This is a genomic window from Amycolatopsis sp. NPDC104863 (assembly GCF_055582965.1).
In genome coordinates, this window is sequence record NZ_JBVJOW010000008.1 from 448,885 (window position 1) to 475,186 (window position 26,302).

A 26,302-nucleotide genomic window follows, 5' to 3' on the forward strand; every position below is an offset into this window, starting at 1 on the left:
TCAGGACCGGTTCCCGACGAGCACGGGTGCTTCTTCGTCGGCCACGGTGCCCGCGGCCAGCTCCCGGCGGCAGAGGTCCACACAGGACGCCACGGTGCCGATCTCGTCGAGGCGTTGCGCGTACACGGTTTCCGGATCACCGGCGGCGGCGCGTTCCGCGGCCGCGGCGACCCGGCGCAGCGGCCGGACGACGACCAGCTCGTGCCAGCCGCCGAGCAGCACCGCGAGGACGGCGGTGAGCAGGGCGGCGGCCCGGACGGAGTTGTCCGCGGCGCCGAGGCCGCCGACGGGCTGTTCGGCCAGCACGACCCAGCCCAGCGCACTGGCGGGCCCCCGCTGCGCGACACTCTGGGCGGCGACGAGCGCGGCACCGTTGACCTGGCCCGGCGACTGCCCACCGCGAGCGGCGGCGGTCGCGGCGCGCAGACCGGGGTCGCCGAGCTGCTGGAAGGCGAGGTAACCCTGGGTGTCGACGATGGTCCGGTCACCGCTGTCGAGCACCCGCACCCGTGCACCGGCGGACTGCAGCGGCTGCGCGAGCCGGGTGACGTCGAACTCGCCGACGAGCGTCCGATCGCCGTCCAGCCGCACCGAGGCGTAGACGACGGGCACGCGGCCACTGGTGTTGTGCTGCCGCAGCCCGTCCCCGGCGGGAATCGGGCCGTCCCGCAGGGGTGCGCGCCCGCCGAGCGCGCGGACGGTCCCGGCCGGATCGGTGACGTAGACACTGCGGAAGGCGGGATCGGTCACCAACCGGTCGACGAGGGCGGGGAGTGCGGCGTCGGGCTCGCCGGAGCTGAGCCGGGCCGCGCCGCGGAGTTCGGCGAGGCCGTGGGTGAGGCCGGAGCGGAGGGCATCGGCGGAGCGGTCGAGCCGAACTTCCTGCTCGGCGATGAGGGTGGAGGGGACGCGGGTGCCTTGGAGGCCGAGGGCGCAGAAGACCGCGGCGGACCAGCCGAGGAGGGCGAGGGTGACGACGCCGATGAGCAGCCGGGCGGGGATGCCTCGGCGGGCGGTGCGGGCCGGGGTGCCGCTGTGGGCGGTCGCCGAACGGGACTTGCCGAGCAGCCGGGCGCTGATGCCACGGCGGGCTAGGGCGCCGGCGGGCGTGCCGCGGTGCGTGGTCGCCGAGCGGGGTTTGCCGAGCAGTCGTGCGCCGATGCTCCGCTGTGCGGTACCTGTGGGCAGCTGGGCGGGTATGCCCTGCCGGGTAGGAGCGGCAGCCGCCGTTTCAGCGTCGTCGAGCAGCTGCCTTGCGCGGATGTCCCGCTGTGCGGTACCTGTGGGCAGCTGGGCGGGTATGCCCTGTCGGGAAGGAGCGACAACCGCCGTTTCAGCGTCGTCGAGCAGCTGCCTTGCGCGGATGCGCCGCTGTGCGGTACCTGTGGGCAGCTGGGCGGGTATGCCCTGTCGGGAAGGAGCGGCAGCCGCTGTTTCAGCGTCGTCGAGCAGCCGCCTTGCGCGGATGTCCCGCTCTGCGGGCAGCCGGGCGGGTATGCCCTGCGGGGAAGGACCGGCAGCCGCCGTCTCTGCATCGCCGAGCAACCGCCGGGCACCGATGCTCCGCTCTGCGGTACCAGCGGACGCACTGCCGAGGGCATCGCCGAGCAACCGCCGCCGCATCGTCTCCATCGCTGCCGCTGCCCGGCCTACCTCCGCCGTCCGCGTTGACCTCACCGGTTCCGCGCGATCCCCGTCCGCGACGGCCAGGGCGTCCGCGCGCAACCGCCGGATCGGCCGCACCAAACCACGCCGCAGCAGGAACGTGCCCACCACCGCCAGCACCACCAGCGCAATCCCGAAGACCTCGCCCGGCCACCTCGGCGGGGCGCTGTCCGCAGGCAGCCACGTCACCGTCACGACCGCCAGCCCGAGATCACCGGCGAAGGCCGCGCTCCGCACCGGCGCGTAAGCGACAACCGGCTCCGAACCGGCCCCCACCAGCACGCCGGACCCCGCCGAAGCCGCGGCCGAGGCCGTGTCCAGCGAAGGGCCCACCGAAGCAGGCACCTCGGCGCCACCGGCGTACAACACCGCGCCACCCGCCGCCACAAGGCGGATGTTCTGCTGCGGCGCCTGGCCAGGCGGGGGCACGCGCAGCGCGGTCGACACCACCAGCACCCGCCCGCCGGCCAGGGGAATCGCGCTGAGCAGCCGGGGGACCTCTCCGGGACGCGCCACCGGCCGCACGGTGAGCCGGCCCGCGCTCGCGAGCTCGTCGGCCGGGACCGGCTCGCCGTACGCCGCCCGCAGCGTGCGGGTGCCCGCGTCGAGGAGCGCCGCCCCGCGCCACGACGGGTACACCGTGCTCAACGCGCTCAGCAGGCGGCCGTCGTCCGGCTCGTCGAGGGCCTTCGATCCGGCCACGACCTGCAGGTCGTGGGCCGCCGACGTGGCCGACGCCGCGACGACTTTCGCGAGGGACTCGGCGTCCCGCTGCTGGGCCGCCGCGCCGGACGGCGGGTCGTTGAGCAGCGTGAACGGGCCGAAGAAGCAGAACGCGGCCACCAGCAGCAGGAGCACGAACCCGGTCGCCGACGCGGCGCCGGCGCCGCGCGGGAAACCGGCTTCGGGCAGGCGGTCGTGCAGCCGGCGAAGCGGCGCACTGGGGGAGGGGCGGGTGCGCATGCACGCTCCTAGGACGGGCGGCCTGGTGGGGCCGCCCGTGGTGACTGGGCCGGGGGAAGGACGCGAACGCGGGCCCGGGGTCGGGTGGCCGGGCACTGGTGGTCCACATCCACGATTGTTAGGAAAGTTTCTTTCCGAACGAGCCTCAGGATGATCCGCCACGCCCTCGCTGTCAACCCCCGTCGCGACCGACGGTGGTCGTCCGTGTCGCCACCGTGGTGCCTTAATTTGGAAAGTAACTTTACTAACTCGGTTCCCGGTTGTATGGTTCTGCTCAACGCCGCCTTCATGCAGTCCTGGTGACAACCAGTCAGCGACGGAGGAGTTTTGTCCAGACAGGCGATCCACTTCCCGGCGATCTCGCGCCGGTAACGCACACTTCGTGCCCCGTCCGCCGGCTTCCGGCGGACCGATCGACCACAAGACCGCTCATGGTCCTTTGTGTACCCCGAAACGCGCATCCTCTCGGAGGTTTCCTTGTCACGCAGAAAAACAGTCGTGATCGTGACCGCGGCGCTGTGCGTCGCGGCCGGCGCGGCCGGGCTGAGCCAGTCCGCGGCGGCGCCCGGGCCCGGCGCGCTGACGAGCCTCGACACGTCGGCGGGCAACCGCGCGGCGCCCGTGCCCGGTCTCTACGACTGGAGCAAGGCCGGCTTCCGCGGCGGGCAGGACCTGCCCGGCGCGAGCGCGGTCAACCCGAGCGCGAGCTGCACGATCACCGCGGCCCAGCTCGCGAGCACCTACAAGGTCAAGCCGGACGACGGGGTCGACGACACCGCCGGTATCCAGTCGGCCATCGACAAGATCCACTCGTCGTGCACACCGTCGGCGAGCTACACCAAGCTGAGCCTGATCACCTTCCCGGCCGGCACGCTCAACGTCACCCACGAGATCCACGTCGACGCGAGCTACCTGATCCTGCGCGGCGCCGGCATGGACAAGACGAAGTTCGTCTACGCCCCGGACAAGAACACCGAGTACGACGTCGTCACGCCCGACGGCGACCAGTGGGACCAGCACGAGATGAACTACGAGGACGGCTCCGGCGGCTGGCTGTGGCCGGGCCGCGGCCTGTTCCGCGTCCAGTCGCGCGGGGTGGACCCGAGCTACGCCAGCCAGTACAAGTCCGCGCCGGCCAACCGGAAGGACATCTTCGAGGGCACGGTCAACGTGCACTGGAAGGCGGGCGCGAAGCTGCGCGAAAAGCCGGGTGACAAGGGTTTCGCGGCGCGCACCGGTGACAAGACCGTCTACCTGGCCACCAGCGCCAAGACCACGAACATGAAGGTCGGCGGGTTCATCAACATCCGGGCCGCCAACTCGATGAAGTTCTACCAGTCGATGAACGCGGTGCCCACGACCTGGCCGCTGCAGAACCTCCACATGCGCCAGCAGTGGTTCACCATCACCGCGATCGACACCAAGAACCACACGGTGTCCATTGACAAGCCGCTCGAGTACGACGTCCCCGTCGACTCCACTTCGGACGGTTCCGCCCCGATCGACGGCGCGACGTACGCGTCCAAGGCGTCGCCCATCGTGGACCCGATCGTCGGGGTCGGCTTCGAGGACTTCACCTACGGCCAGGTCGCCCCGCCGGGGGTCACCGAAGCCCAGGCCAAGGACAACTACGGCAACCTCGCGCCGTCGCTGGCCATGCAGGGCATCGTGTTCAAGTGGGCCGCCAACTCTTGGGTCCGCAACACGCACGCGACGATGACCGGGTCGCACCCGATCGTCACCGAGGAGGCCAAGAACCTCCAGATCGTCAACAACGAGCTCGACGGCTCGTGGAACAAGGGCAAGGGCGGCAACGGCTACTTCCGCGGCTCCCGCGTCTGGGACTCGCTCTACGCCGGCAACACCACCCGCGACCTGCGGCACTTCACGTTCCAGTGGTCGGCCTCGGGCAACGTCGTGATCGGCAACGACATCGACTCCGACTTCAACATCCACGGCGGCTACGAGCGCAACAACCTGTTCGAGCTGAACACCAACAAGGTCTCTTTCGCCCACCGCTCGGGCAACTGCACGGCGCACTGCGGTGACGAAGGCGGGGACGCCCCGGACGACTCGACGTGGTTCCCGATCTACTGGTCGACCGGGCAGAAGGCGGTCAAGTGGTCCGGTTCTTCGGGCCCGCGCAACGTCTTCTTCAACAACACCATGACCAAGCAGGTCACCGCCGGCGCGGCCTACACGCCGTACTACCCGGACCACACGAAGATCTACCAGTTCGGCTGGGACGGCACCAAGTTCCACCACCTGGACGTCGGTGGCAAGCCGATCGTGGACTGGGCGCACAACGAGCAGAAGGACTACACGAACGGCCACGGTGTCGACGACACGAAGACCAGCACCGCGAAGTCGTTGTTCCTGAAGAACGTGGGCTGAAAGGAGCGAACCGATGATCAAGACTCTCGCGGCGTTGTCCTTGGTGGGCCAGCTGGTCCACCCGGCGGCGACGACGATCAACGTCTCGACGGCGGCGCAGCTCTCCTCGGCGTTGTCCGCGGCGAAGGCGGGTGACACGATCGTGCTGGCCGACGGCGACTACAGCGGCGCGTTCGTGGCGACCAAGCCCGGCACGGCGGCCGCGCCGATCACCCTGACCGGCAGTGCGAAGGCCGTGCTGCACGACCCGCTGTTCAACCCCGGTGACACCGACTGCCCGTCCGGCCAGACCGGCTACGGCCTGTGGCTGCAGGGCGCGAGTTACTGGAACCTCAAGGGGTTCACGGTCAAGGACTCGAAGAAGGGCATCGTGCTCGACGGCGCGTCCCACGTCACGATCGACGGCGTGAGCGTGCACGACATCGGGTACGAAGGGGTGCACTTCCGCAAGAGCAGCGCGTACGGCGTCATCAAGAATTCGACCGTCTACAACACCGGCAAGGAAGAGCCGGGGTACGGCGAAGGCGTCTACCTCGGCTCGGCCAACAGCAACTGGGAGTGTTACGGCGCGAACGGCGGCAAGGACCCCGACGCCAGCAACTACGGCCAGGTGCTGGACAACAAGATCGGCCCGAACGTGGCGGCCGAGGGCATCGACATCAAGGAGGGCACGCACGACGGCGTGATCTCGGGCAACACCCTGGACGGCACCGGGGAGAAGAACCAGAACTCCGGCGACTCCACCATCGACGTCAAGGGTGACAAGTACACGATCACCGGCAACAAGGTGATCCACCCGTACCTCGACGGGTTCCAGACGCACAACGTCTGGGGCAAGGCCGGCTGCGGGAACACGTTCACGAAGAACACGTTCACGCTGACCAACGCCCAGGGTTACGGGATCAACTCGACGAACCAGAGCAGCTGCGTCTCGCAGAAGTCGCCGAACGTGATCGGCGCCTCCAACACCGCGACCGGCGGCAAGGGGGTGTCGAAGACCCCGGTGACGCCGGGGAGCTGAGCCGGCCCGCGGCGGTGGCTCACCCGGAGTCACCGCCCCGGTTCCCGATCATCGGGACAGAGCTCTTGACACCGAAAATAATAGGTATTTACCATCAATCTCACCTCGAAAGCCTCGATCACCGAGGGGTAGCCCCGGACTGTCCGACAGCCGCCACTGTCTCCGCACTCGTGAGGAGTGGCATGCTTCTGCTGTCCAGAAACAAAAAACGGTGGCGTGGGATGACCGTGGTGACGGTGGTCGTCGCGGCCACGCTCGCCGTCCCGGCCGGCCCGGCGTCGGCGGCGACGTCGGCGAACGTGTGGCTCACCACCCCCGACCGCGGAAACCTGTTGCGGCAGCAGGGAAGCGTGACCTTCGGCAGCGGCGGCAGCGGGCCGGTGATCACCGTGAACCCGAACACCACCTACCAGTCGATGGTCGGCTTCGGGGCCTCCTTCACCGACGCCGCCGCGTGGAACATCAACAACTCCCCGCGGCGTGACGAGATCATGAACGCGCTGTTCAACCCCGGCAGCGGGGTCGGCCTGAGCTTCCTGCGCCAGCCGATCGGCGCGACCGACTTCTCCCGCAGCTTCTACACCTACGACGACGGCGCCGCCGACCCCGGCCTGACGCGGTTCTCCGTCGCCCACGACAACGCCTACATCCTTCCGCTGGTCAAGCAGGCCAAGGCGCTGAACCCGAAACTGTCCATCATGGCCACGCCGTGGAGCGCGCCGGCGTGGATGAAGAACAACAACAACCTGATCGGCGGCAACCTCAACGACAGCCAGGTCGGCACCTACGCCGACTACCTGGTCAAGTTCGCCCAGGCCTACGGCGCCGCGGGCGCCCCGATCGACTACCTGAGCGTGCAGAACGAGCCCAAGTTCTCGCCACCGGGTTACCCGGGCATGCCGATGTCGGCCGGCCAGCAGGTGAACGTCATCAACAACCTCGCGCCGAAGCTGCGCTCCGCCGGGCAGAACGCCAAGATCCTGGGGTACGACCACAACTGGGACGACACGAGCTACGCGCAGCAGGTCAACAACGGCGCCGGGAACAACGTCGCCGGTTCGGCCTGGCACTGCTACGGCGGGAACCCGAGTGGACAGTCCACTGTGCACAACGCCCAGCCGAACAAGGACATCTTCTTCACCGAGTGCTCCGGCACGGAGTCGGGCAACACCTTCGCGGACTCCCTGCGGTGGCAGGGGATCAACCTCGCGATCGGCGCCACCCGCAACTGGGCGAAGACCGTCACGACGTGGAACATGGCGCTGGACAACAACCACGGACCGGTGATCGGCAGCTGCACCAACTGCACGGGCGTTGTCACCACGAACGGCTCGAACGTGACCTACAACGCCGAGTACTACGTCCTCGGGCACCTCAGCAAGTTCGTCCAGCCCGGCGCGGTGCGGATCGACTCGACCGGCTACGGCGACGGCGGCGTCCAGAACGTCGCGTTCCGCAACCCGGACGGGACCATCGTGCTCGTCGCGCTCAACAGCGGCGGCACGCAGAACTTCCAGGTGTCCTACGGCGGCCAGACGTTCGGGTACCAGCTCGCCGGCGGCGCGATGGCGACGTTCACCTGGCCCGGTACCGGCGGCACCACCCCGCCGCCGACCGGCCGCACCGGCGCGGTCTCGGCGCTGGGCAAGTGCCTCGACGTCACCGGCGGCTCGACCACCAACGGGAACCGGCCGCAGCTGTGGGACTGCACCTCGGGCCCGAACCAGCAGTGGACCCTCGCGACCGACGGCACGGTCCGCGGCCTCGGCAAGTGCCTCGACGTCACCGGGAGCGGCACCGCGGACGGCACGGCGGTGCAGCTGTGGGACTGCTTCGGCGGCGCCAACCAGCGCTGGACGACCGGCGCGAACGGCTCCCTGGTCAACGCCGGCAGCGGGAAGTGCCTCGACGTGACCGGCGGTGGCACGGCCAACGGCACGCAGGTGCAGCTCTGGACCTGCACGGGCGGGCCGAACCAGCGGTGGACGGTCCCGGCGTGAACGTCCACTTCGGACGCCGGCTCGCCGCGGCGGCCGCCCTCGCCGTGGCCGGGGTGACGGTGGTCGCCGTCCCGGCCACGGCGGCGGGCACCGGCGCCATCACCGGCATCGGCGGCAAATGCCTCGACGTCCCCGGCAGCGCCAACGGCACCCGGGTCCAGCTGTGGTCGTGCACCGGCGGCACGGCCCAGCGGTGGACCGTCACCGCCGACGGCACGGTTGTCGCCGCGTCGGGCAAGTGCCTCGACGTCGCCGGCGGCTCGGTGGCCGACGGCGCGGCCGTGCAGGTCTACGACTGCAACGGCACCGGCGCGCAACGCTGGACCGCCCGCACCGGCGCCCTGGTCAACACCGCGTCCGGGAAGTGCCTGGACGCGACCGGCGTGTCCAGCGCGGACGGCACCCGGCTGCAGACCTGGGCGTGCACCGGCGGCGCGAACCAGGCGTGGACGCTGCCCGGGAGCACCACGACTCCACCGCCCGACGGCCTTTGCCCGTCAGGCCCGTTCGGCTCGCCACTGCCCTCGTCCCACCTCACCGCCACCAAGATCCAGGACGGCTTCAACTTCCTGGAGGGGCCGACCTGGGACAAGGCGAGCCAGACCCTGCTGCTGACCAACATGCACGACGGCGCGGGTGCGCAGAACGTCCAGCCGTCGGACATCCTGCGCTACACCCCGGCGACGGGCGCGTTCACCACGGTGGTGCCCAACGCCGGCAGCAACGGGCTGGCGCTGAGCCGTGACGGGAAGTCGCTCATCGCGGCGACGCACGACAACCGCAGCGTCTCCCGGTACGACCTGGCCGGCGGGCAGCGGACCACGCTCGCCGCGAACTACCAGGGCCGGGCGTTCAACTCCCCGAACGACGTCACCGAAGGCCCGGACGGCACGGTCTACTTCACCGACCCGGACTTCCAGCGGGCCGACCGACCGGACGGGATGGCGGGCCGGACCAGCGTGTTCCGGGTGCGCGACGGCGTCGTCTCGCTGATCGACGACACCATCCGCGAGCCCAACGGGATCGAGCTGTCCCCGGACGGCAAGACGCTGTACGTGGGCGGGAACGCCACCGGCAAGATCTACCGGTACCCGGTCAACGCCGACGGGAGCACCGGCGCCCGGAGTGACTTCGCGGCGGTGGCGGGCACCGACGGCGGCACGATCGACTGTGCGGGCAACGTCTACCAGGTGACCTACGGGGACGGCGTGGTCCACGTGTTTTCGCCGTCCGGACAGGCGCTCGGGACCATCTCGGCGGGCCGCAACGCGACGAACGCCGCGTTCGGCGGGCCGGACGGGAAAACGCTGTTCATCACTTCGGGCACGCCGTCCGGCGGTGGCGACAGCGGGAACTTCGGGCTGTACAGCGTCCGGCTGAACGTGCCCGGCTGGCCGTACTGAGTTCGCGGCCCGGCGTGGTCACTTCAGGGCCATGCCGGGCACGCGGGCCCGGATCGCGTCGAGCTCGGCTTCGTCGGAGACACCCTGCCAGTCGTACCGGGGTGTGTACGGCGCGATGAGCGAGCGCACCTCGTCGTCGGTGAGCACCACGTCCAGGGACGCCACCGCGTCGTCGATCTGCCGCACCGAACCGGCGCCGACCAGCGGGGCGGTGACCACCGGCTGGTGGCGCAGCCACGCCAGGGCGATCTGCGCGCGGCTCACGCCGTGGGCGTCGGCGACCTGCCCGACGGCGTCCACGATCGCCTTGTTCGAGGCCTCTTCGGCGGGGGAGTAGAGCAGGTCGGCGAACGCGCCGTCGGTCGCGGAGCGTTCGGTCGCCTTCGCGTCGTCCCAGGCCCGGGCGAGGCGGCCGCGGGCCAGGGGGCTCCAGATGATCGTGCCGACCCCCTCGTCCAGGCACAGCGGGATCATCTCGCGCTCTTCCTCGCGGTGCAGCAGGTTGTAGTGGTCCTGCATGGACACGAACCGCGCCCAGCCGTGGTGCTTCTGCAGGTGCAGGGCCTTCGAAAACTCCCACGCGGGCATCGAGGACGCGCCGAGGTAGCGCACCTTGCCCGCCTTCACGAGGTCGCTGAGCGCCTCGAGCGTCTCCTCCAGCGGGGTCGCGTGGTCGTTGCGGTGCACCTGGTAGAGGTCGATGTAGTCGGTGCCGAGCCGCCGCAGCGAGTGGTCGACCTCGGTCATGACGGCCTTGCGGGACAGGCCGCGGCCGTTGGGGCCGGGCCGCATCGGGTGGCGCAGCTTGGTGGCGATCACGACGTCGTCGCGGTCGGCGAAGTCGTTCAGCGCGCGGCCGAGGATCTCCTCGCTGGACCCGTTCGAGTACATGTTCGCGGTGTCGAAGAAGTTGATGCCGGCCTCGAGCGCGTGCTTGACGAGCGGCCGGGCCTGTTCTTCGCCCAGCGACCAGACGGGGTGGCCGCGGTCGGGCTCGCCGTAGGTCATCGCGCCGATCGCGACGGGCGAGACGTCGAGACCGGTGGTGCCGAGCTTCACGTAGCGCATGAGGTGCCTTCTGCGAGAGGGGAACTCGCGGAGGATCCTCCGCAAGTAACCTCGAAACTAGCGGAGGATTCTCCGCATGTCAAAGATGAGGCATGATCCGGGGATGACCGACGGGACCTACGGCACGCAGCGCCGGGCCGCGGCGCGCAACCGCGTCGCGATCATCGAGGCCGCGCACGAGCTGTTCGCGCAGAACCCGCTCGTGCCGCTGAGCGAGGTCGCCAAGCGCGCCGGTGTCGGCGCCGGCACGCTCTACCGGCACTTCCCGACCCGGGAAGACCTGATCCTCGCGGCGTACCAGCACGACATCGAACGCCTGACGCTCGCCGCCGACGAGGTGCTGGCGCGCCGGCCGTCCGCGAAGGCCGCGTTCATCGAGTGGTTCGAAACGCTCTCCGGCTACATCCGCATCAAGCACGGCCTCGGCGACGCCCTGCACAGCGCGGTGGCCCAGGAGGTGATCGACGCAACCTGGGTGCCGGCCACCGCGGCGGTGACGAAGCTGGTCGACGCGTGTGTCGCCGAGGGCACGATCGCCCCCGGCCACGACCCGGCGGACATCATCATGCTGATGAGCTTCCTGTGGCGCGTGGCGAACACCGAGGAAGGCGCGGCGCAGGGGAGGCGTTTGATCGCCGCTGTCTTCTCGGGCCTGGCTGCGCCGCCCCGCCCGGTCTGAGGAGTCTTGCTCGAGAGCGCCGCATGCAACGGAGACAGTGCGCGGCAGGCTGGAGTTCGTGGCAGCTCTGGTGCGGCTGAGCTTCCGGTTCCGGGGGCGCGCCTCGCGCCCCGGGTTCTGGTGCTTCTTCGCTGCCTACGCTCTGCTCATCTTGGCTGTCCGGCCGGCGCCGCGGTGACGCGGGGTCAGCGGGCCGACACGGCTTTCGTACACTGCCCGCGTGGGCAAGGGGCGAGTCGTGGCCGGCCGTTACCGGCTGGAAGAGGAGCTCGGCCGGGGTGGCATGGGCGTGGTCTGGCGAGCGGTCGATCTCGAGCTCGGCCGGCCGGTGACGCTCAAGCGGTCGCTGGGCGAGGACGCCGGCCAGATCCGGCGCGAGGCGCGGATCGGGGCCGGGCTGCTGCACTCGAACGTCGTCACGGTGTTCGACACCGTTCTCGACGGCGACGGCCGGTGGCTGGTGACCGAGTACCTGGCCGCGCGGAGCCTCGAGGAGCTCGTCGACGACGACGGGCCGCTGCCCGAGGACCGGGTCCGGCGGATCGGCACGCAGCTCGCCGCGGCGCTCGCCGACATGCACTCGCGTGGCATCGTCCACCGCGACATCAAGCCGGGCAACGTCCTGGTGACCGCGGACGACGTCGCCAAGCTGACCGACCTGGGCATCGCCCGCTGGACCGAGGTCACCCGCACCGGCGGCGCCCAGCTCACCGGCACGCTCGGGTACGTCGCGCCGGAGGTGGCCGACGGCGGTGAGGCCGGGCCCGCCTCGGACGTCTTCTCCCTCGGCGCCACCCTCTACGCCGCCGTCGAAGGCCGGTCGCCGTGGGGCACGGGCGAGGCCGGCCCGTTCGCGCAGATGCGCCGCGCCGCGGGCGGCCGGCCCGCGCCCGCCGAGCGCGCCGGGCGGCTGGCGCCGGTGCTCGCCGCGCTGATGGCCCGGCACCCGGCCGACCGGCCCGCCGCCGCCGACGCGGTCGCGCTGCTCACCGCGGACGCGCCCGCACCCCGCAAGCCGCGACGGCGGCTGCGCCGGCGGCTGCTCGCCGGGGCCGCGGTGGTGGTGGTCGCCGCGCTGGTGACCGGGTTCTTCCTGACGCGGCCGCCGTCGGCGACCCCGGTCGCGGCGGGGCCGAACACCCTCGGCGCCGACCCGGGGAAGACGGACCCGTGCGCGGCGATCTCGACCGACTCGCTCGCGCCGTTCGGGGAGCCGTTCGTGGACCCCGAGGTGCTGGACTTCGGCACCTGCGTCGTCACGACCACCCTCGCCGACAAGACCGGCCAGGTGCAGACCGTGCTCTCCTTGACCGGCCCGCAGCGGTACCCGACCCGGCCGCCGGTGCCCGGCCGGGTGGGCGACATCGAACGGCCCGAGATCCGCGACGGCGCCTGTGAACGCGCCATCTCGCTGGCCGACGCCAACCGGATCGTCGTCACCTCGCACCCGACCGACCGCGCCCCGGACGCGCCGCTGTGCGCCTTCTCGGAGGCGGTGCTCTCCGGCGTGCTGGCCAAGCTCGCCAACGGGCCCCTGCCGGTGCGCGAGCGGCCGTTCCCGGAGTGGTCGCTGGCCCGCGTCGACGCCTGCGGCCTGCTCGATGTCTCCGAGACGTCGGGAGCGCTGGGCCAGGCCAAGGCGCCGGACCGCGAGTTCGGCGGCTGGGGCTGCACCTGGGAGCACGACCCGCGCACGATCTCCGTGGAGTACAGCCGGGAATGGCCGATCGAGGCCGACTCGGACGTGCCCGGCGACCGGATCCGCGTCGGCAACCGCAACGCCGTCGTGGCGCCGGTGCCGGGTGGGAAGCCGGAGTGCGCCGTCGAAATCGTGCACCGCCTCTACACCCCGGTGCTGCCCGTGCTGCGCGGCACCGCCCCGCAGCGGGAGGAGGTCGTCGTCGTGTCCGTCCAGGACGCCGCGGCGGCGGACGGGAACGCGCTGTGCGCGTCCACGCGCTCGCTGGCGGAGGACCTCGTCCGGCGGCTGCCGTGAACCGGGGACCGGTCCCGGGCGGCCTCGGCTAGAAAGAGTGCGGCCGGGGGAGAGGCGGGACGGGAAATGGTGATGCGGGTGCTGGCCGGCGTGGCGCTCCTGGTGACGAGCGTGGCCGGGCCGACAGTCGAGGGGTCTGCCGGACCGGCGCCGCGGACGCGGCACGTCGGCCCGCACGCGGAGTACACCACCGTCCAGGCGGCGGCCGACGCGGCCCGCCCGGGGGACACGGTCGCGATCGAGGCCGGGAGCTACCCGGGTGGGCTGACCGTCCGCCACGACGGCGCCCCGGGCCGGCCGATCCGGTTCACCGGCGTCGGCGGCAAAGCGGTGCTGACCGGGGGCGGCGGCCTGGCCCTGGGCGGGCACGGCCGGCTGGAGTTCACCGACATCACGGTGGCCGGCTCGACCGGCTTCGGCGTGTACGCCGACGGCGCCCACGACCTCGTGTTCACCCGCTTCGGCGTCGACGGCTCCCGCGACGGCGGGCTCGTGCTGGTCGGCTCCCGGCGGGTGCGGATCACCGGCTGCGACATCCACGGCACGAACGCCCGCGGCACCGCCGCCGACCACGAGGCGCTGAGCATCGCGTCCGGCTCGTCGGACGTCGAGGTGTCCGGCTGCCGCGTGCACAACAACGGCGAAGAGGGCATCGACGTCAAGTACGACGACGCGGCCCGCGTGAAGATCCACCACAACGTCGTCACCGGAAACCGGGGTCCCGACATCTACGTCGATTCGTCGTCGGCGGTGGACGTCTACGCCGACGTCGTCGGCGGCACTCGCGAGGCCACCAAGGCCGGGATCGGGCTCGCCGTCGAGGACTACTCGGAAACCCGGCTGCTCTCGAAGGTCCGGGTCTTCGACAACCTGTCCACCGGAAACGCGCAGGCCGGGCTGAGCCTCTGGGTGGAGTCGACCGGGACCATGCGGGACGTCGAGATCGTCAACAACACCTTCGCCGGCAACACCCGCGGCTCGGTGCTGGTCGACGCCGACCGGTTCGCCGGCACGAACACCCTGCGCAACAATGTGTTCGGGGACGGCCCGGTCGGCGCCGGCCCGTTCACCGCCGACCACAACTTCGCCGGGGACCCGGGGTTCGCCGACCCCGCCCGCGGCGACTACCACCTGACCGCCGGCTCGCCCGCGATCGACGCCGGCAGCCCGGTGCACGCCCCCGCGACCGATCTCGACGGTGTCGCCCGCCCGGCCGGCGCGGGTTTCGACATCGGCGCCTACGAGCGGAGGTAGCCGTGGCCACCGGACGACTCGACCCGTACCGCCAGCGCAGCCTCCGCCACGGCGTTGCCGACACCGTGCCGGGCACGTTGAGCGCGCTCACCGTGACCGGTGGGGTCGCGGTGCCGCCGTCCCCCGGGAGCCGGGTCACCTTCGGGCGCAACCGGCTCGAGGTCGACGTCTGCGTCGGGGAGGAGGACGTGCGGATCAGCCGGGTCCACGGGCAGCTCGTGCGCGAGCGGGACCGCTGGTGGCTGAGCAACACCGGCCGCTCGCCGATCCGGCTGTCCGACAGTGTCTTGCTGCACCGCGACAGCGAACCGCTGCCGCTGGCCGAGGGGTACACCGCGCTGTTCCTGCGCGGCACCCGCGAGCACGTGCTGGAGCTGCTCGTCTCCGACGGCGAAGCCGGTGTCACCACCCGCCGTCCGACCCACCCGACGGCGCCGCCGAAACGCTGGCGGCTCTCGCCCGAGGAGCACCTCGTGCTGGCGGTGCTCGGGCAGCGGTACCTCGGGTACGACCCCCAGCCGCTGCCGCTGTCCCGGCAGCAGGCGGCCGCCGAGCTCGCCGAGCGGCAGCCGCGCGAGAACTGGACGGCCAAGCGCGTGGAGCACCTCGTTTCCCGGGTCCGGCAACGGCTTTCCGACGCCGGGGTGCACGGCCTGCGGCGCGAGGAGGTGGGTGAGCCCGTAGGGCTGACGCTGACCGTGAACCTGCTGCGTGAGCTCGTGCTTTCGACCACACTGGTGCCGATGGACCTGGAATGGCTCGAGCTGCCCGAACCGCCCGCGCCGTTCCCCGGATGAGGGAGGCCCGGATTTCCGGTCCCGGCACCTTTCGCGACCTGCTCGGCGGCGGTGCGGCGAAGCGGCTGGCGCGCGCCACGGCCCGCCTCGAAGCGGCTTTTCCGGGCCCTTCCGGTCCGCCGTCCGAGCGGGCGGCCCGCGCCTACGGAGACGCCCTGCGGCTGGCCTTGCGCGTCGACACCGTTCAAGCCGAGGAGCTCTTCCGGCGCTACGACGCCCGGATCCCGGCCGAGCACTACCCGCTGACCGCGGCCGACGAACCCTGGCTCACCGGTGCGGACCGGCCCGCGGCGACGGTCGTGTTCGAGGTGGCGACGCGGCTGCGGCTACCGGCGCCACAGCTGCGCGCCCGGGACAGGCTGGCCGAGCTCCTCGGCGACGCCGCGTCGATCGTGCGCACCCTCGACCGGTGGCGGGCGGCGGGGGTGCTCGACCTCGACGTCGTGACCCGCGTCCTGCGCGGCTACCCGCCCGAAGACTTCGCGCGCGACGAGCAGATGTGGCGGCTGTTCTTCGCGCACCTGCCCGAAGAACTGGCGCCGGAGCTGTTCGAGGTCCGGGTCCTGCGCGGGCAGGGCGCGGCCGCCGTCCGGCTGGCCGGCACCCCGGAACAGCAACAGCGGGCGCTGGACGCCTGCCTCGCCAGCGCCGAGCCCGACGACGTGACAGCCGGGCTGGCTCTCGCCCGCGAACGAGGTGACGGCGCGGTCGTCACGGCGCTGGCCGGGCGGCTGGGCGACCTGCTGGCCGAGGCCGGCCGGTACGCGGAAGCGTTGCCCGCCTTCGAAGAAGCCGACCGGGCCGACGGGGTGAGCCGGTGCCACGAGGAGCTCGGCCGGTTCGCCGAGGCCCTCGTGACCTGCCCGGCCGGACAGGGCGAGCGGCTCGTGGACCGCTTCGTGGCCGGGATCCACCGGCTGATCGAGGGTGAGGACTTCACCGAGGCCGCCCGGCAGCTGCGGCGGGTTCTCGACCGCGGCGAGCCCGCCGCACGGCAGCCTGAGCTGGCCGGCGTGCTCACCACGCTCCTCGGCGTGACCCGACGGCACTTCGGCGAGCTCCTGCGCGGCGGCGCCGACCGGCGGGACACCCTCCGCGCGTGGAGCCGGGTCGAAGAGGCGGCCGGGGAGCACGCCCTGGCGGCCGCCCGGGCCGAGGACGGCGGTGAGTTCTTCCGCGCCCACCAGCTGTTCCTGCGCGCGGGCCGGTTCGGCGAGGCGGTCCGCGTGCTGCGCGACGACGACACCCCGGACGCGCTCGCCGCCCGGGCCGAGGCGTGCGAAGCCGGGGGTGACACCGCCGGCGCGGCCGCGCTGTACGACCGCATCGGGCAGCTGGAGCGGGCGGTCCCGCTGTACATGGCGGCCGGCTCGTTCGCCGCGGCGGCGGACTGCCTCGTCCGCCGGCTCGGCGACGACGCCGCCGACGACCTCCGGCTGGCCGAGTGCCTGCGCAAGACCGGTGACCACGGTGAGCTCGTGCGGCGTTGCCTCACCGTGGTCGAGGCCCGCGGCGCCGGGACCCGGGCCGCGGGGGTGCTCCGCGAGCTCGTCCACGACGGCCTGGTGCCCGCGGAGCTCACCGCGAGGGTCACCGACGCGCTCGTCACGCGGGAGCGGGTCCGGTTCGAAGAACGCGCCCAGGCCTGGGTCGCCCAGGCCCGCGCGGACGTCGAAGCGCGCTACAGCGGCATCTGGGGGTTCGACCTCGGCACCACGACCTGCGCCGCGGCCGTCTACGACACCGAGACGCGGCAGCCGGTGTTCTGCCCGTGGAAGGGCGAAGTGCACTTCGCCTCGACGGTGAGCCTGGACCGTGACGGCAACGAGCTGGTCGGGCTGCACGGCGAGGAGACGCTCGTGCCGTGGCTCGTCGGCCACATCGACGCCGCCAAGCGCAAGATGGGCCGGGGCACGGTGTTCAAGGTCCGCGACCGCACCTTCCGGCCGGAAGAGGTCGCCGCCCGGCTCGTCCGGCACGCCCGGGGCCTGGTGGAGGCCTTCCTGGCCGACCGGGTGCGCGAGCGCGTCGCCGACCTGGCCGCCGATGAGCTCGGCGTGGTCCGGGAGGACTGGCTGTCCTGGACCGAGCGGAACCACGACCTGCGGCTGGAGCGGCCGCGGGCGGTCGTCACGATCCCGGCGTACTTCACCAACAACCAGAAGGCGGCGACGCGGGCGGCGTGCCGCATCGCCGGCGTCGACCTCGTCCGGCTGATCCACGAGCCGACGGCCGCGTGCATCACCGCCGCGCGCGAACGGCGGCTCGACGGCGCGATCGCCGTCGTCGACCTCGGCGCGGGCACCCTCGACCTGAGCCTGCTCGACGTCGGCGAGAACGTCTACGACGTGCAGGAAGTGGGCGGGGACAGCCAGTTCGGCGGCCAGGACTTCGACACGGTGCTCACCGAGGCGCTGGCGGACCGGCTGGACCGGCGCGGGATCACGGTGCCGGCGAGCGGCGCGGCGCGGCGGCGCCTGGCGATCGCCGCGGAGAGCCTGAAGATCGAGCTGTCCGCGCGGGAGCACGCGGAGTGCGAGCTGCGCGGCCTCGGCGCCGGCGCCGTCGGCCTGGAGCTGACCCGCGCCGAGCTGGCGACGATCCTGGCCGGGCAGCTCGAGCACCTGCACGAGGTCTGCGCCGCGTTCAGCGCCGCGGCCACCACCCGCCCCGAACACCTCGTGCTGATCGGCCGCCCGATGTTTTCGCCGCTGGTGCGGGAAACCGTGGAACGGGCGTTCGGGCTGACCCGCACCGTGGTGTCCGACCCGCGGACCGCGGTGGCCGGCGGCGCCGCGCTCCTCGGCGCGATGCGCGACGGCTCGCTGGACGACATCGTGCTGCTCGACGTCACGCCGCTCTCGCTCGGGATCCGCGTGCACGACGAGCACGACCGCGAAAGCCTGTCCGAGCTCGTGCCGCGGCACACGACCATCCCGGCCACGCGCTCGGACGTCTTCTCCACGCACCACGACAACCAGTCCTCGGTGCGCATCGAGATCTTCAACGGCGGGCTCGACGCGGAGTCGAAGATCGGCCAGTTCGAGCTGGCCGGCATCGCGCCCGCCGAAAAGGGCGTGCCGCAGATCGACGTCACCTTCGAGATCGACGCCAGCTGCGTGCTTTCGGTGACCGCGCGGGACCGCGCCACCGGGCAAGCTAGCTCGATCCGGATCACCGACACCACCCTGCTTTCACCGCGGGAGGTCGCCGAGCTGACCCGCAGCTACGACCGGCAGCGCGAGGTCGAGCAGCGCCAGCAGGACCTCGCCGACCGCCGCGACCGGCTGCGGGAGCTGGCGGCGTCCACAATGGACGACGACACGGAGGCGGCGTGGCAGGAGTTCCGCCACCGCCAGGCCACGCACGTGCCCGCGGCGGGCGCCGACGACGCCGACACCGCGCTGCTGGTCGAGATGTTCAGCCAGGCCGGCCAGACCGACCTGGACCTGCGGCACGCGCGGGAGGCGGTGCGCGAGGCCGCCGTCGCCGCGCTGAACCACGTCGACCAATCCGGTGGTGAGCTCGAAGCCGACTTCGCCGAGACCGCCCGGCTCACCGGCGAGCTGACCGCGCGGCTGACCGCGCTGCGCGACGTGGCGGCCAGGATCGCCCGGTGGAACGCGGTCCTCGTGCGGCTGGCCCTGGCCGAGCCCGACCCGCTGCGCCGGTTCCGCGCCTGTTACGAGGCCGGGGACTACCGGCAGGCGCTGGCCGCGCTCGACACACCGCCGGTGTCGGCCGACGACCGCCGCCGGTACGCCCGCTGCCTCGCCGAAACCGGGGACGCCGACGGGTACCGGAAGTTCCGCCCGGCCGGGTCCGGCGCGGTGAGCTCCGCGCTCGTCCGGGTCGAGGTCGGCGCGGAGTCGCGCGCCGGATTCCTGGTCTCGGACCGGCTTGTCGTCACCGCCGGGCCGGCCCTCACCGCCGAAACCGTCGTGACCACCGGACAGGGCGCCCGGGCCGTCACCCGGATCCACCGGCCGGACGCACCGGAGCACGAGGTGGCCGTGCTCCGGCTGGCCGAGCCGGTCGACGCCGACCCGCCGCCCCTGGGCTACCCCGCGCTCGTGCGCCTCGGCGACCCGCTGCAGACCGCCGACGGCGGCACCGGCCTGGTCGACCGCTTCAGCGTGGCGGCCGGCGCGAGGCTGTTCCACGTCGGACTGCGCGTGTCGCCCGCCGATGTCGGCGGACCGGTGCTGGACGAGCACGGCGACGTCGTCGGCGTGGTGGTTTCCGCCGAGCCCGGCGGGGCGGTGGTGCTCGGTGTCACCGCCGTCCACCCGCTGCTGACCGAAGCGGGAGGGAGCTCAGGCCGACCGTAGCGAGCTGAGGGCTTCCCTGATCGCCGGGGCGTGGTCCGGGTCCGCGAGCAGCGCGCGGCGGAGGGGTTCGACGGCTCGGCGGTCGCCCGAGCGGCCCAGGGCCACGGCGGCCCCGTACCGCACCTGGCCGTGGTCGTCCTCGGCGAGGCAGGTGATCAGGGTGGTGACCGCGCGAGGGTCGCGGAGGACGAGCAACGCGTGCACGGCGTGGAACCGGACGAGCCAGTCGTCGTCCTCGGACAAGGCGGTGCACAGCAGGGCCACGACCTGGTCCCGCTCCGCCGTCCCTTCGTCCCGGTTCGAGAAGCCGAGCCGCTGCCAGCCGAGCCCGTCCCAGCCGAGCAGGTCGCCGCCGCTGATGTCACGGATTCCGAGCGCGGCGCTCCGCCGGACTTCGGGCCGCGGGTCCCGCAGGGCGCGGGACAGCGCGTGCAGCGCGGGCTCCGGGCCGCCCGCCCCGAGCAGCGCCTTGACCACCCAGTGGACCGCGGGGATCACCGGGAGGTCGTCGTCGTGGAGGTCCGCCGGCAGGGGAGCCCACCACACCGCGTCGAGCGCCAGCGTCGACAGCCGCGCCACGACTTCGTCGCCGCCGATTCTGCCCAGTGCCTCGAGCATCACCCCGGCCGCCTTCTCGGACGGCCCGCGCCGCAGCGCGTCGAACAGCGGGTCCACCGCACGCGGATCCGGGTGTCGCCGCAGCGCGCGGGCGGCGTCGACGCGCACCGGCGCGTCGGGGCTGCCCAGCCGGGCGGTCAGCTCCGGCACCGGGACCCCGGCGTCGTTCTTCCGGCGCCACCACGGCATCGGTCCTCCTCGGTTCCGCCGGTGAGCTCGAGGTTGCCCGGCTGTGATCAATCCGACTCCGCCTCAGCCGGGCACCGGGGCGAAGCGTGGTGGCGGCATGAAACTCAGAACCAGGATATTTGCCGTTGTCACTCTCGCACTGTCCGTGGTGCTGGCCGGCGCCACCCAGGCGCCGGCCGCCACGCCGGGCCAGACCGTGGAGCTCGCCGCGCCGGCCAACAGCGGACTCCGTCCCTTCATCGCCGTCATCAAGCCGGTCACCGCGCAGCGGCTCGCGTCCAGCTGGCACGAGGGCTGCCCGGTCGCGCCCGACCAGCTGCGGCTGGTGAGCTTGACGTTCTTCGGTTTCGACGGCGCGGCGCACCAGGGTGAGCTGATCGTCAACGCCGACCGTGCCGTCGAGGTCGCGTACACCTTCGCCGACCTGTACTTCGGCCGGTTCCCCATTGAGCGGATGGAGACCGTGGAGAAGTACAACTCCGACGACGACGCCTCGATGGCGGCGAACAACACGTCGGCGTTCAACTGCCGGGCGATCACCGGGGGCACGGCCTGGTCCAACCACTCCTACGGCCGCGCGATCGACATCAACACCGTGCAGAACCCGTACATCTCCGGCAGCGGCGCGGTCTACCCGCCCAACGGCGCGCCGTACGTCGACCGCACGCAGCACGCGCCGGGCATGATCCACGCCGGTGACGCGACCGAGCAGGCGTTCACCACCCGCGGCTGGACCTGGGGCGGGTCCTGGGACACCCCGATCGACTACCAGCACTTCGAGAAGCCCTGACCCTCGGGGAAAAGCCCGGGACCGCCGCCGGAGGGGTCGGCGGCGGTCCCGGGCCGTCCCCGCCGCCGGCGGCGGTGGGACCCGCGCCCGGTCGACGGGCGCCGACGATTCTCGAGGCGAACTGCCCGGTCAGCCGGGCGCCGGCCGGGTCCCCTAGATCACACTGCAGGCCACCCTCGCGAGCAGACGGGTCCCAGGCCGTCCCCGCCGCCGGCGGTGGGGAAGCGTCCAAAAGGACATCGTGGGTGTGCGATCGGGCAACCGGGCCGGAGGTCCCGGCGGCCGGCCCCGGGGGATTGGTAGCTTGGGAAACGATCTCGGGCCGGCCACGGTGAGCCCGTGACTGTCTCTGCGACGAGGATGGTCCCTTCCCATGAGCAACCCGCTGGTCGCGCCGACGCAGGACTCGACGAAGGCGTACTCCGGGATCTCCCTGCTGGAGACGGCGAACGACCTGAAGTCCGCCATCGAGAGCGGCGACTGGGCGTCGGTCGCGATGGGCGCGGTCGGCACGGCCCTCGACGCCCTCTCGATGGCCATGGATCCCTTCGGCGCGATCCTCGCCGCCGGGGTGGGGTGGCTGATCGAGCACGTCGGCCCGCTGAAAGAGGCGCTCAACGGCCTCACCGGCAACGCCGACGAGATCGCGGCGCAGTCGCAGACCTGGAAGAACATCGCCGGTGAGCTGCAGAGCGTCGGCACCGACCTCGGGGACATGGTCAAGGCCGACCTGCAGTCGTGGACGGGCCCGGCGGCCGACGCCTACCGGCAGCGCTCGCAGGACACCGTCACCCTGCTGGAAAGCGCGCAAAAGGGCTGCGAGGGCGCGTCCAGCGGGGTGAAGACCGCGGGCGAGGTCGTCGGCGCGGTCCGGTCGCTGGTGCGCGACATCATCGCCGAGCTGGTCGGGCACCTGATCAGCTGGGCGCTGCAGGTCGTGTTCACCCTCGGCATCGGCCTGACCTGGGTCGTCCCGCAGGTGGTCGCGGCGGTCGCCAAGACGGCGTCCAAGATCGCCGACCTCGTCACCCGGCTCGTGAAGGCCCTCAAGGCGCTCATCCCGCTGCTGAAGAAGGCCGGCTCGCTCTTCGACGACGCCGCGAAGGCGTTGAAGGGCCTCAAGACCGGCGGCAAGGCGGCCCCGCCGCCGAAGGCCCCGAAGATCGACGGCACGCCGAAGGCGCCGGAACCCAAGCCCAAGGGCGGGGGCGGCGACGGCACCACCACCTCCGGCGCGCACGGGAACCCGCCGAAGAACGACGGCCCGCCACCCAAGAACGACACCACGTCGCCGTCCGGCTCGGGCTCCAACGGCGACAGCACACCCGGCGGCTCCGGCGGCGGCCACGGCAACGGCTCGAACGGCTCGCCCGGCGGTAAGGGCAACGGCACCACGCCGTCGTCGAACAAGCCGGACAACCCGCGCGACACCGCCCCCGGCCCCGACAACCGCGTCTGCAAGGACGACCCCGTCGACGTCGCGAGCGGCGAGGTGATCCTCGAGCAGCGGGACCTCGAGCTCGGCTCGCTCGTGCTGGCGCGCACGCACGTGTCGACCTACCGGGCGGGCCACTGGTTCGGCGTCTCCTGGTCGTCCACTGTGGACCAGCGGCTCGAGGTGGACGACGAGCACGTCTGCTACTTCTCGCCCACGGGAATGATCCTCGTCTACCCCCACGGTGAGCAGCTGCCGCTGGAGGGCGCGCGCTGGCCGCTGACCCGCGACGGCGACACGTACACCCTGACCACCGACGACGCCGTGCTGGAGTTCTCCGGCGCCGGGCGCGTGGTGCCGCTGCGCGCGTTCGAGGGGGAGCAGCGGGTCGAGGTCTTCTACGACGACTTCGGCACTCCCACGCTGCTGCGCCGCGACGACGGCGTCCGCGTCGCGCTGCGGACCCAGCGTGGCCGCGTCACCGAGCTGGTCGTCCTCGGCGAGGGCCTGCCGGACGTCACGGCGCTGCGCTTCGACTATTCGCCGCAGGGCAACCTGGCCGCGGTGACGAACTCCTCCGGGCAGGCGCAGCGGTTCGAGTACGACGAGGCCGGGCGGCTGACGGCGTGGCGGGACCGCAACGACGTCCACTACGCCTACACCTACGACCACCTGGGCCGGTGCGTCCGCACCACCGGCGACGGCGGTTTCCTCAGCGGCACCTTCACCTACGGCGACCGCGTCACCCGCCACACCGACTCGCTCGGGCACGTCACGGAGTTCCACCTCAACGACGCGCGCCAGGTCGTGCGCGAGGTCGATCCGATCGGCGGCGTGACCCTCTCCGAGTGGGACCGCTACGACCGGCTGCTTTCCCGCACCGATCCGCTGGGCCGCACCACGCGCTACGGCTACGACGAGGACGGCGTGCTGGCCGAGGTGCACCGCCCCGACGGCTCGGTGGTGCTGCTCGAGGGCGCCACGATCACCGTCCACAGTGGAGAGACCAGCTGGCGCCGCCAGTACGAGGACACCGCGCCGGACCCGCGCACCACCCCGGTGGGCGTCGCCACGTCGATCTCGCTGGGCGGCGACGACGAGCCGCCCGCTCCCGAAGGGGTGGAGCCCGACCAGTTCGGCCGGCCGACGGCGGCCGGGGCGGTCGCGCTGAGCTGGACCGTCGAAGGCCGCCGGGCCGGGCGGGTCGGGCCGCGGCAGGAGCGGGCTTTCTGGCGCTACGACGGGGAAGGCAACGAGACTGAGCACGTCGACGAGCTCGGCCGGGTCACCCGCCGCGAGTACGGCCCGTTCGACGTGCTCACCGCCCTGGTCGAGCCCTCGGGCGCGCGGACGGTCTACGGCTACGACACCGAGCTGCGCCTGACCTCGGTGACCAATCCGCAGGGCCGCACCTGGCACTACCGCTACGACGAGCTGGGCCGCCTGCGGGCCCAGACGGACTTCGCCGGGCACACCCGCACCTACGCCTACGACGCGGCCGGGCAGCTGGTCCGCGCCACCGATCCCGCGGGGCTCGTGACGACCTACCGGCACGACCTCATCGGCAACCTCGTCGAGGTGCGCGCGCCGGACCGCACCACCACCTACCGGTACGACCCCGTCGGCCACCTGGCGCACGCCGCGAACGGCGAGTCCACTGTGGAGTTCGAGCGGGACGCGCTGGGCCGCGTCGTCCGCGAGACCGTCGACGGCCGCAGCGTGACGTTCGAGTACGACGAGTCGGGCTACCTCCACCGCCGCACCCCGGGCGGCGCCGAGAGCACCTGGTTCTTCGACGACCTCGACCGGCCGGTCGGGCTGCTCGCGGGCGGGCAGGCGATCGTCTACCGCCACGACACCGCGTCCCGCGTGGTCAGCCGCCACGACGGGGCGGCCCAGCTCGGCCAGACCTTCGGCGGCAACGGCGAACTGCTCGGCCAGACCGTCGTCGCCGGGAGCGTCCCGGTGCAGCGGCGGTCGTTCGGCTACCAGGCGAACGGGACGCTGTCGGCGCTGCGCGACGACGTCACCGGCGCGACGACGGTGACCCGGGACGTCGCCGGGCGCGTCGTCGGCGTTGCCGCGGCGCACGGTCGTGAGGAGTACCGGTACGACCCCACCGGCACGTTGCTGCCGCCCGCGGACCTCGCGGTCACCGAGGACGGCTATGGGCGGCGGGTCGCCCAAGGCGCGCTGAGGTTCACGTGGTCCGGCGACCGCCTCACGGCCGCGGCCACGCCGGACGGCGCGGTGTGGCGCTACCACTACGACCCCCTCGGCCGCCGCATCGGCAAGACCCGCCACGGCGCCGACGGCAGCACCGCCACCACGATCTACACCTGGGACGGCACGACGCTCGTCGAGGAGGCCGGCCCCGGCCGGGTCGTGACGTGGGACCACCTGCCCGGCACGGTGACGCCGGTCGCCCAGCGGGAGCGGGACGCGCAGGGCACGCGGGTGCGCACGTTCGTCACCGACGCCGTCGGCACCCCGACCGACCTGCTCGACGAGCGCGGCGGGCTGGTGTGGACCAGCCGCCGCACCGCGCACGGCCGGGAGCTGACCGCGGCGCCGACACCGCTGCGCTTCCCGGGCCAGTACGCCGACGCCGAGACGGGCCTGCACTACAACGTCTTCCGCTACTACGACCCGGCGACGGCGCGGTACCTGAGCCAGGACCCGCTGGGTCTCGAACCGGGGCCGGACCCGTACGCCTACGTGCCCGACCCGTACGCGGAGTTCGACGCGCTGGGCCTGATGAACTGCTCCACCAACTCGCAGTCCGCGGGTGGCGGTGCTCCGCAGACCCCGAGGGGCGGGCACGACGCCGGCAACACGGGCGGCAGCACCCCCAAGCCGAAGCCGGAGCTCGGTCCGAACGGCAGGCCTATCGTGCCGCCCAAGCCGAAACCGAAGCCGAAGCCGGAGCTGGGGCCGAACGGCAAGCCGATCGTGCCGCCCAAGCCGAAGCCGAAACCGGAGCTCGGGCCGAACGGCAAGCCCATCGTGCCGCCCAAGCCGAAACCGAAGCCCGACACGCCGGCCGCGCCGGAGCCGAAGCCGGACACCCCCGGGCCGTCGCACCCGAAGCCGGATTCGGGCGGCGCGCCGGGCACCGCGGGCAACCCGGCGCCGACACCGCCGCCGGGCAAGGCGGACTTCCACCAGCCCGGCCCGGGCGCGCCGAGCAAGCTGCAGGGGGAGTACACGTTCAAGCCGGAGCCGCAGAAGATCAGCGGCAGCAACTACGGCGGTGTGACCCCGATGCAGGAGCACGTCTTCCAGGGCGTGATCGACGACAAGATCGCGAAGTGGAAGCAGGACGGGCTGATGGACACGCCCTTGGACGTCAAGGTCTACTACCCGCCGGGCTCGAACCAGCTCAAGCTCGCCGGCGACGGCCACCACTCCTTCGCCGCGGCGATGGAGAGCGGCCGCCCGATCAACCTCCAGCTGTGGAAGCAGCCTGGTGGTGGCTTGGCCAACCCGCAGACCAGCTGGACGAACACCACGGCGCTGCCGGGTGTGCCCAAGCCGGGGCAGTGGCAGAAGTAGCCGGTCAGGTCCGCCGCGGCCGGTAGCGCCGGTGCAGGGTTTCGCCCTCGGCGAGGTCCCCGCCCGGTTCCCGCTTCAACGCCGCGACGGTGTCGGTGACGTCGGTGCTGAACGGTGTTGAGGTGCGCGGCGTACTCGCCGGGG

14 protein-coding genes are annotated in these 26,302 nt (G+C 72.4%); 11 read left to right on the top strand and 3 right to left on the bottom strand.

The features are described 5' to 3' along the window. Positions 1 to 2,628: a HAMP domain-containing protein gene (locus ACZ63J_RS38215; protein WP_465407208.1), complete on the bottom strand. Its 2,628-nt coding sequence runs from the start codon at positions 2,626 to 2,628 to the stop codon at positions 1 to 3. Between the two features lie 498 nt (positions 2,629 to 3,126). Here ACZ63J_RS38215 and ACZ63J_RS38220 point away from each other — a divergent pair, with 498 nt between their 5' ends. The 4 genes from ACZ63J_RS38220 to ACZ63J_RS38235 all read left to right on the top strand — a co-directional run bounded on the left by ACZ63J_RS38220 (position 3,127) and on the right by ACZ63J_RS38235 (position 9,446). After that, positions 3,127 to 5,022, top strand: a complete 1,896-nt coding sequence (locus tag ACZ63J_RS38220; RefSeq protein ID WP_465407206.1) for a pectate lyase family protein — start codon at positions 3,127 to 3,129, stop codon at positions 5,020 to 5,022. A 13-nt stretch (positions 5,023 to 5,035) separates the two neighbouring features. Beyond that, positions 5,036 to 6,043, top strand: a complete 1,008-nt coding sequence (locus ACZ63J_RS38225) for a right-handed parallel beta-helix repeat-containing protein (RefSeq protein ID WP_465407205.1) — start codon at positions 5,036 to 5,038, stop codon at positions 6,041 to 6,043. Between the two features lie 221 nt (positions 6,044 to 6,264). Next, complete coding sequence (locus tag ACZ63J_RS38230; RefSeq protein WP_465407203.1) at positions 6,265 to 8,043, top strand: RICIN domain-containing protein; 1,779 nt, start codon at positions 6,265 to 6,267, stop codon at positions 8,041 to 8,043. Further along, positions 8,040 to 9,446, top strand: a complete 1,407-nt coding sequence (locus ACZ63J_RS38235; protein WP_465407201.1) for an SMP-30/gluconolactonase/LRE family protein — start codon at positions 8,040 to 8,042, stop codon at positions 9,444 to 9,446. The genes ACZ63J_RS38230 and ACZ63J_RS38235 overlap by 4 nt, the downstream gene beginning before the upstream one ends. A gap of 18 nt (positions 9,447 to 9,464) precedes the next feature. Here the strand turns inward: ACZ63J_RS38235 and ACZ63J_RS38240 are convergent, their stop codons facing one another. Further along, positions 9,465 to 10,514, bottom strand: a complete 1,050-nt coding sequence (locus tag ACZ63J_RS38240) for an aldo/keto reductase (RefSeq protein WP_465337082.1) — start codon at positions 10,512 to 10,514, stop codon at positions 9,465 to 9,467. A 103-nt stretch (positions 10,515 to 10,617) separates the two neighbouring features. Between ACZ63J_RS38240 and ACZ63J_RS38245 the strand changes: the two genes are divergently transcribed. The 5 genes from ACZ63J_RS38245 (at position 10,618) to ACZ63J_RS38265 (ending at position 19,571) form a co-directional block, all read left to right on the top strand. Beyond that, positions 10,618 to 11,193, top strand: coding sequence for a TetR/AcrR family transcriptional regulator (locus ACZ63J_RS38245; RefSeq protein ID WP_465407199.1), 576 nt, complete (start codon positions 10,618 to 10,620; stop codon positions 11,191 to 11,193). 220 nt (positions 11,194 to 11,413) lie between these two features. After that, positions 11,414 to 13,189 carry a serine/threonine-protein kinase gene (locus tag ACZ63J_RS38250; protein WP_465407198.1) on the top strand — a complete coding sequence of 592 codons (1,776 nt, stop codon included), beginning with the start codon at positions 11,414 to 11,416 and terminating at the stop codon, positions 13,187 to 13,189. Positions 13,190 to 13,255: 66 nt separating this feature from the next. Beyond that, the gene (locus tag ACZ63J_RS38255) at positions 13,256 to 14,443 is read left to right on the top strand and encodes a right-handed parallel beta-helix repeat-containing protein (protein WP_465407196.1); all 1,188 of its coding nucleotides are present in this window, start codon (positions 13,256 to 13,258) and stop codon (positions 14,441 to 14,443) included. A gap of 2 nt (positions 14,444 to 14,445) precedes the next feature. After that, a complete protein-coding gene (locus ACZ63J_RS38260) occupies positions 14,446 to 15,240 on the top strand; it encodes an FHA domain-containing protein (RefSeq protein WP_465337073.1) in 795 nt (264 codons plus the stop codon). Further along, entirely contained in the window at positions 15,237 to 19,571 is a 4,335-nt protein-coding gene (locus ACZ63J_RS38265) for an Hsp70 family protein (protein ID WP_465407195.1), read from the top strand. The genes ACZ63J_RS38260 and ACZ63J_RS38265 overlap by 4 nt, the downstream gene beginning before the upstream one ends. On the opposite strand, the gene ACZ63J_RS38270 is transcribed toward ACZ63J_RS38265, so the two are convergent. Beyond that, positions 19,557 to 20,378, bottom strand: a complete 822-nt coding sequence (locus tag ACZ63J_RS38270) for a HEAT repeat domain-containing protein (RefSeq protein WP_465407193.1) — start codon at positions 20,376 to 20,378, stop codon at positions 19,557 to 19,559. The two genes, ACZ63J_RS38265 and ACZ63J_RS38270, sit on opposite strands and share 15 nt — an antisense overlap. 97 nt (positions 20,379 to 20,475) lie before the next feature. On the opposite strand from ACZ63J_RS38270, the gene ACZ63J_RS38275 reads away from it, so the two are divergent. Together ACZ63J_RS38275 and ACZ63J_RS38280 are read left to right on the top strand one after the other, a co-directional pair. Further along, on the top strand, positions 20,476 to 21,168 hold the full coding sequence (locus ACZ63J_RS38275) for a M15 family metallopeptidase (protein WP_465407191.1): 693 nt from the start codon (positions 20,476 to 20,478) through the stop codon (positions 21,166 to 21,168). A gap of 373 nt (positions 21,169 to 21,541) precedes the next feature. Then, positions 21,542 to 26,158, top strand: a complete 4,617-nt coding sequence (locus tag ACZ63J_RS38280) for an RHS repeat-associated core domain-containing protein (RefSeq protein WP_465407189.1) — start codon at positions 21,542 to 21,544, stop codon at positions 26,156 to 26,158. The last annotated feature ends 144 nt before the right edge of the window (positions 26,159 to 26,302 follow it).